This is a genomic window from Mesorhizobium sp. Root552, assembly GCF_001427285.1.
In the GTDB taxonomy this organism is placed as follows: Bacteria; Pseudomonadota; Alphaproteobacteria; order Rhizobiales; family Rhizobiaceae; genus Mesorhizobium.
Window position 1 is genome coordinate 88,007 of the sequence record NZ_LMFV01000006.1, and the last position, 8,050, is coordinate 96,056.

The following is an 8,050-nucleotide window of genomic DNA, read 5'->3' on the forward strand; positions in this document are numbered from 1 at the left end:
CATGCTCAACACCACCATAAGAGCAATGGACCCGGTCACCATCGAGGTGACGCGTAACAAGCTGGACAGCATCGCGGACGAGATGGAATGGACGCTGCTGAGCGCGTCGTTCTCACCCATCGTCAAGGAGGGTCTCGATGCTTCGGCTGCCCTCTTCCTGCCCGACGGCACCACGCTTGCCCAGGCTTGCGCCATTCCGATCCATCTCGGCTCGCTCATCCCCAGTGTCGGCAACATCATCCGCGTGTTCCCGATCGAGACGATGCGCGATGGCGACGTCTACTGCATGAACGATCCCTATGCAGGCGGCACTCACATACCGGACGTGGCGGTCGTCATGCCGGTGTTCCACCATGGGCAGGTCATCGCGCTCAGCGTGACCATGACGCACCATCAGGACATCGGCGGCATGGCGCCCGGATCGGTGCCGACAAACGCGACCGAGATCTATCAGGAAGGCCTGCGTATTCCTGCGCTGAAGCTGATGTCGGACGGCCGCTACAATGAGACCCTCATTCAGCTCATCCGCCTCAACGTCCGCACGCCGGACTACTTCATGGGCGATCTCAATGCGCAGATCGCGGCTTGCACCGTCGGTGCGCGCCGGATTCGCGAACTTGCCGACAAGGTCGGCGGCAGCGAGAGCTTCGTGCAGATAACGGACACCCTCATCAAGCGCTCGGAGATGCTCACCCGCGAGGCCTTGCTCAAGCTGCCGCGCGGCACCTACCGGTCGGTCGACTACATCGACAATGACGGCGTCGACCTCGACCAACCCGTCAAGATTGAAATCGCGGTCACCATTGGCGAAGGCACGATGCACTTCGACTTCACGGGCACCAGCCCGCAGGTGCGTGGCCCGTTCAACTGCGTGCCGTCGGGCCCGCAGTCCGCAGCCTACTACACCGTTCGGGCTTTGACGGACCCAACGATTCCCACCAATGGCGGCTGCTTCAGGCCGGTTACGCTGCACCTGCCGCGAGGTTCGCTGGTCAATCCGATCGAGCCTGCTCCGGTCAATGCCCGTTCGATTTCGATCAAGGCCTTGGCCAACAACATGATGGGTGCCTTGGCTCCTGCTGCGCCCCACCTGGTGCCGGGGTTCAACGCCAATCTCCATCTCATCACCTTTGGCGGCCAGCGTTCCGACGGCTCCAATTTCGTCGTGGGCGAACTCGTCTCCGGAGGCATGGGCGCCACGTCGAGGAATGACGGCAACAGCGTCATGGAAGGCGACGTCTCCAATGGCATGAACATGCCGATCGAGGCCATGGAACTCGACTATCCGATCCGCATGGTCAGTTCGGAACTTCGCACGGATTCAGGCGGCGAGGGCCGCTGGAGGGGCGGGCAGGGGTACTCGCGCGAGTACCTTGCGCTTGCCGACGGCATAACGCTGACTCACCGCGGTGACCACCACCGCCAGGGTCCGCGCGGTACCGCAGGCGGCGGATATGGCCTTAACGCATCGTCATGGATCATCCGGGCCGACGGGCGGCGCGAGGAGATCAAGTCCAAGCTTGTCACTCATCTCAACAAGGGTGACCGGCTCTTCCTCAATACCGCCGGTGGCGGCGGGTTTGGCGATGTCGCCGAACGGCAGCCGGGCCTGATCAGCAGGGATCTCGCCGACGGCAAGGTCTCGCAGCGTTTAGCAGACGACTGGATGAAGAAGCAGAAAGTTGCGCAATGATCCTGCGTGTCCTCGTTCGACGGCTGATAAGCAGCATTCCCGTGCTGCTTATCGTTCTCATCGGACTGTTCGTGCTGTTGCAGTTCGCTCCCGGCGATACCGTGGATGCGTTGCTGGCCCAACTGGGTGGCGGAGGCAGCGAGGAACTCGCTGCCGAACTGAGGCGCATGTACGGCCTTGATGTGTCGTCGACGGCGCGCGCGCTGAACTATCTCTGGAACCTCGTTCGGTTCGACCTCGGCTATTCCGCCATCTACGGCAAGCCTGTTGCGGATGTCATATTCGAGCGCGTGCCCTTGTCGCTGCTGATGATGGGGTCGGCGCTTTGTTTCGCCTTCTCCATCGGCGGAGCGTTGGGTGTCCTCGCCGCCAGATATGTCAATCGTTGGCCCGATACGCTGGTATCCACCGTTGGCCTGATTTTCTACGCAACGCCTGCCTTCTGGTTCGGCCTGATGGGCATCGTCGTCTTTGCCGTGAAACTCGCCTGGCTGCCTCCGGGCGGCATCGAGCAGATCGGCTCCGGCTTCACCGGAATAAGGCGCGTGCTGGATATTGCCTGGCACCTCGTCCTGCCCGTCTCCTCGCTTGCGCTCATTTTCCTGGCCACGCACCTGCGCATCATGCGCGCCTCCATGCTTGAGGTCATGACCCTCGATTTCGTGAGGACGGCACGCGCGAAAGGTGTCCGCGAAAGCGCCGTCATCTACCGTCACGTCCTGCGCAACGCATTGTTGCCAATGGTGACATTGCTCGGCCTTCAAGCGGGCACCATGCTCGGTGGTTCGGTGGTGATCGAGAGTGTGTTCTCGGTGCCGGGGTTGGGCCGCCTCGCCTACGAGTCGGTCGTTCAGCGCGACCTGAACACGTTGCTCGGTGTAGCCCTGATTTCGAGCATCCTCGTAATCGTGATCAATCTGTGCGTGGACCTTCTCTACGCATGGCTCGACCCGCGCATAGTTGCGAGGTGACCCCATGGAATTCCTGAAGCTCTACAGACGCTCGCCTGTTGCCATGTTCGGGCTGATCCTGCTGCTCATCTTCATCGCCATGGCGCTGGTTGCGGGCATTGTCTTCCCGAAAAATCCCCTTGCCCTGGTTGGGCGTCCTCTCCAGTGGCCGTTCACCAATCCGCAGTTCCTGCTGGGCACGGACAATCTGGGCCGGGACATCGCGGCGCAATTGTTCTACGGAGCGCGGGTATCGCTCCTCATCGGCCTTGTGGCGACGTCGATATCGATCGGCATCGGCGTGGTGATCGGCGCCCTGTCCGGTTACTACGGAGGGTGGGTGGACGATGTGCTGATGCGCATCACGGACGCCTTCCAGACGCTTCCCAGTTTTATCCTTCTTCTTGTCGTCGTTGCCGTCTTCGGTACGGACCTGAAGACCGTTACCATTGCGATCGGTCTTGTCTCCTGGCCATCGCCCGCCCGCCTGACCCGTGCGGAATTTCTCACGTTGCGCACGCGTGAATTTGTCGAGTCGTGCCGGCTCATCGGCTTGCGCGACCGGCAGATCATTTTCCGCGAAATACTTCCAAACGCGCTCCCCCCCATCATCGTCTATGCCAGCGTCATCATGGCGACGGCGGTGATCCTGGAGAGCTCGCTTGCGTTCCTGAACCTGTCCGATCCGAACATCGCGTCATGGGGCAACATGATCGGAGCCGGTCGTGCGGTCCTGCGCAGCGAATGGTACGTGGCCGCTCTGCCCGGCGTTGCAATTCTTCTGATCGTTCTTGCCGTGTCTTTGGTGGGCCAGGGCTTGAACGACATGCTCAATCCGAGGTTGAAGCGCCAGTGACCCAGCCCCTGCTTGAAATCGATGGGCTGAATGTCCGCTTGCCGGACTGGGCCGATCGCGCCTATGCGATCAAGGATCTGTCCTTGACGATCAACCGTAACGAGATCGTTTGCCTTGTTGGCGAAAGCGGCTCCGGAAAGTCCCTGACTGGAACCGCAGTCATGGGCCTGTTGCCGTCCAGCATAAAGGTGGAATCCGGCCGTGCCGTCTTCGATGGAACGGACTTGTTGAAGCAAGCGCCCGAAACGATCCGCCGGCTTCGTGGATCGCGTATCGCGATGGTCTTCCAGGAGCCGATGACGGCTCTCAATCCCGTTCGGACGATCGGCGACCAGATCGGCGAAATGTTCCGCTCGCACGTGAAGCTATCGAGACGGGAGATCCGGAAAAGATGTCTGGCGCTGCTGGACGAGGTGCGCATTCCCGACCCTCAGCGGGTCATCAACGCCTATCCGCACCAGATGTCGGGCGGCCAGCGGCAGAGGGCCATGATCGCCATGGCGCTGGCGCTGGAGCCTGACCTTTTGATCGCAGACGAGCCCACCACGGCTCTCGATGTGACGACGCAAAAGCAGATCATCAATCTGATGCAGGAGATACAGCGGCGCAAGGGGATGTCCATCCTCTTCATCACGCACGACCTCGGCGTTGTTGCCGATATCGCCCATCGCGTCGCGGTAATGCAGGGCGGTGTCTTGGTTGAAACGGGAACAGTCAAGGAGGTTCTGGACAATCCGAGCCAAGACTACACCAAGCGCCTTCTCGCTGCGGTTCCTTCCATCGAGCCCCCGCCGAAAAGGCAGCAGAATGAGGCCGAAGTCCTGTCGGTCAAGGCGGTATCCAAGACCTACAGCAGCAGGGGATGGTTCGGACGTCCCGCTCGCACGACCTACGCCGTGTCGGACGTCAGCTTTTCTCTGGCCAGGAACTCGACACTGGGAATCGTGGGCGAAAGCGGCTCCGGCAAATCCACGCTTGCGCGATGCATCGTCGGTCTGCTCAAGCCGGAACTCGGCGAAATGCGGCTTGATGGCCAATCGCTGCTCGGCATGAACCGTAGGCAGGCACGCGAAAATGCCCGTCGCGTGCAGATGGTGTTTCAAGATCCCTTCGCTTCGCTCAATCCACGCCGCAAGGCGGGCGAGCTCGTCATGCAGGGTTTGCTGGTCCACGGCACGCCGAGGGCTGAAGCGCGCCGCCGCGCGGAGGAAATGTTCACGATGGTGGGCCTGGACCCCGCATCGATGGACAGGTATCCGCATGAATTCTCCGGCGGTCAGCGCCAGCGTATCGGTCTTGCCCGCGCCTTGACGCTGGGGCCGGAACTGCTTGTCGCGGACGAGCCGGTCTCGGCGCTCGACGTGTCGGTTCAGGCGCAGGTCCTTGACCTGCTCGTTTCCCTGCGCGAGCGGCTTGGCCTGACGATGGTCTTTATCACCCATGATCTGCGGATCGCCGCGCAGCTTTGCGATGAAATCGCGGTCATGAAATCCGGCAAGATCGTCGAACACGGACCCGCTGCCGACGTTTTCGCCAATCCCCAGCACGCCTATACGCGCGAACTGATGGACGCCATTCCGGGGCATGACTGGTTTCTCAGGAAGAAGCGCGTTTCAGCGCCGGCTACTTAACCGCGGATATTCAGGACGACCGACATGTATCCAGAACTCTTCCTTTTTATCGACGGTATCAGGTACGGCGTCGAAAGCCGTGCGCAGGAACGGGTCATCAATCCGGCCACCGGCGAGACAATCGGAATGCTGCCGCTTGCCGGCGAGGCCGACCTGCAAATGGCGCTGGAGGCGGCGGACCGGGCTTTCAAGACATGGCGTCTTGTTCCTGCGGCAGAGCGTTGCCGGATTTTGCGCAATGCCGCCGGTTTGCTGCGTCAAAGGGCAGGTGAGCTTGCCTTGCGCTTGACCCTGGAACAGGGCAAGCCGCTGCGCGATGCGGCAGCCGAGTTTATCGGGGCGGCTGAAATATTCGAATGGTACGAGGAAGAAGGCCGGCGCGCCTATGGTCGGGTAATTCCGGGCCGTGCGGTGGGCTTGCGCCAGATTGTGATCCGGGAACCGATTGGCCCGGTCGCGGCGTTTTCGCCTTGGAACTTCCCGGTCATCACCTCGGCAAGAAAGATTGCGGCCAGCCTTGCAGCCGGTTGCACCTGCATCCTCAAGCCGTCCGAGGAAACGCCGTCGTCGGTACTGGCCGTGGCTTCCATCCTTGAAGAGGTTGGTCTGCCTGCGGGCGTTCTCAACATCGTTTTCGGAGTGCCTGAGAAAGTCTCGACGACGCTCGTGCGTTCCCCGCTGGTTCGAAAGGTAAGCCTGACCGGCTCGACAAGGGTCGGGCGGGAGCTTGCGCGTCTTGCGGCCGAAGGCCCGAAACCGGCTACCATGGAACTGGGCGGTCATGCCCCCGTCATCGTTGCCGCCGATGTCGATGCACGCGTGGTTGCGCGCCTGTCGGCTATGGCTCGTTTCAGGAATGCAGGGCAGACCTGCATCGCGCCGACCCGGTTTTACGCGCATAAATCCATTGCCGCGGATTTCGTCGAAGGCTTTGTCGAGCAGGTCAAGACCATCAAGCTTGGCGACGGTCGCGATGACGATGTCACGATGGGTCCTCTCGCCAACGCCAGAAGGGTCGAGACGATCAGCGAACTTGTCGATGACGCGGTGCAAAAAGGTGCCAAGGTCGCGCACGGCGCCAAGCGCGCCGGCAATCGCGGCTATTTCTATGAGCCTACGGTGCTCGTCGATGTTCCCGTCGATGCGCGCATCATGAGCGAGGAGCCGTTCGGTCCTGTTGCGATCATCAATTCCTATGACGATCTGGACGGCGTCATAAGAGAGGCAAACGGGCTGCCCTATGGCTTGGCCGCCTATGTCTTCAGCAACTCTGATCCTCTTCTGGCCAGGCTTGTTCGTGACATCGAAGCAGGTGCGATTGGTATCAACAGTTTCGGCGTGTCGTTGCCGGAAGCACCCTTCGGGGGCGTCAAGTCGAGCGGCTATGGCACGGAAGGCGGCTATGAGGGCCTCGATTCATATCTGGTCACCAAATATGTGAACCACGCGCTCATGCCCCAACCCGGTGCCTGACACGGTTTCTTTGGCCGGAAAAGACTGGATTTTCCGGCAAGCCGGCTACCCGTAAAAGCTGCAAAGTATCACGACATCGACGGACCGATTCGCGAGGCGTGTCGGCCGCCATCGACTTGGCCGACCACTATTGAACGGCTCCGACTGCAACAATTTTAGTATTATCTTAAGTATTAACCAGCTCCAAATATTCCGCATTTCGACATAACCCCTTATATTGCCTTGCGCTCCTCCCCATTGATCAGCCGCGAATTTCATGGATTCGGTGCCTCTAGTAAAAAGGGGTTTGGCGATGGCTACCGAAAGCTTCACTGAGAATCTGTCTTCCGATACGGCGCACGAGCAGGTTGAGCGCCCGATCTCGTTCCAGGGTGAACAGCAAATCCAGGTTGCACAGGCTGAAACAACGCCTGCTACCGCCGCTGAAGCTGCGGCGCCGAGCGGAACCCCTGCCGTGGTGGTTGTTGCCGTTGCGGAAAACAACACCGTCAAGCTGCCGGCTGGCACCTCCATCGAGCGTATCGAGATCGATGGCGACAACCTGGTGCTGGTTCAGCCCGATGGCACCCGCATTGTCATCGAGCATGCGGCGCTGCATGTGCCCACCTTCGTCATCGACGATGTCGAGATTCCCCAGGAAGCTCTCGTCGCTGCGCTTCAGGCCAATGATATCAACGTGGCAGCCGGCCCCGACGGTGCGCTCACCGCATCGGCATCTGGTTCCGAAAGCGCCGGCGGCAACTTCGATCTGCCGTTCCCCGGAATCGGCGATGCGGGTCCCATCATCGACCTCCTTCCTCCGACCGCGCTGCAATTTCCTGAGCTCGAACGGCGTGAACTTTTCCCGGGCCGTATTAATAGAGGCCCATCGATCGATCCGGATCCCAGCAATCCGAACGATCCCAACAATCCCGGCGGCATTGGCGTAAGCGATCGTATCGTCAACGAAGCCGGTCTCCCGGCTGGATCGGCGGCAGGCAACGGCAGCGCCGTTGTGCATGGGATATTCCAGCTCTCCGATCCGGATGGCGTGAGCGATATCGTCAGCATCACCATCGACGGTCAAACCTTCACTGTCGGTCAGCTTGCAGACAACTCGGTCGTCAAATCTGTAGTTGGCGATTTCGGCACTCTGACCATCGACAGCTATGACCCAGCGACCGGCAAGGCGACCTATACCTACACTTTGACCAATCCTGTCGATGGCCCCGACGCAAACAACGGAACCAACCTGGAAGACAACAAGGATGTGTTCCAGCTGACGGTCACCGATGTGGGCGGGCTGACCGGTTCCGCAACACTCAACATCGATATCGTCGACGACGTTCCSGTKGTGACGGTTGACGGSGCTGTGACGGTTGTCGAGGGAGCTGCTGCGGTTGGCGGCACGTGGTCGCTTGCGCCGGGTGCGGACGGYGTTGCGCCGTCGCAGTTCACGATCTCGATC

General features: G+C 60.7%; 6 protein-coding genes. All 6 read left to right on the forward strand.

The window, feature by feature from the left end; genetic code table 11:
* The first annotated feature begins 1 nt into the window (after position 1).
* Complete coding sequence (locus ASD50_RS03910; protein WP_056236441.1) at positions 2-1,693, forward strand: hydantoinase B/oxoprolinase family protein; 1,692 nt, start codon at positions 2-4, stop codon at positions 1,691-1,693.
* Positions 1,690-2,664: an ABC transporter permease gene (locus tag ASD50_RS03915; RefSeq protein ID WP_056236442.1), complete on the forward strand. Its 975-nt coding sequence runs from the start codon at positions 1,690-1,692 to the stop codon at positions 2,662-2,664. The genes ASD50_RS03910 and ASD50_RS03915 overlap by 4 nt, the downstream gene beginning before the upstream one ends.
* A gap of 4 nt (positions 2,665-2,668) precedes the next feature.
* Positions 2,669-3,499, forward strand: a complete 831-nt coding sequence (locus tag ASD50_RS03920) for an ABC transporter permease (protein WP_056236444.1) — start codon at positions 2,669-2,671, stop codon at positions 3,497-3,499.
* Positions 3,496-5,130, forward strand: a complete 1,635-nt coding sequence (locus ASD50_RS03925) for an ABC transporter ATP-binding protein (RefSeq protein WP_056236445.1) — start codon at positions 3,496-3,498, stop codon at positions 5,128-5,130. Before ASD50_RS03920 ends, ASD50_RS03925 begins: the two co-directional genes overlap by 4 nt.
* 24 nt (positions 5,131-5,154) lie before the next feature.
* Positions 5,155-6,603, forward strand: a complete 1,449-nt coding sequence (locus ASD50_RS03930) for an NAD-dependent succinate-semialdehyde dehydrogenase (protein ID WP_056236447.1) — start codon at positions 5,155-5,157, stop codon at positions 6,601-6,603.
* Positions 6,604-6,895: 292 nt separating this feature from the next.
* On the forward strand, positions 6,896-8,050 hold a 1,155-nt coding region (locus tag ASD50_RS03935), incomplete at its 3' end, for a hypothetical protein (RefSeq protein WP_200952372.1).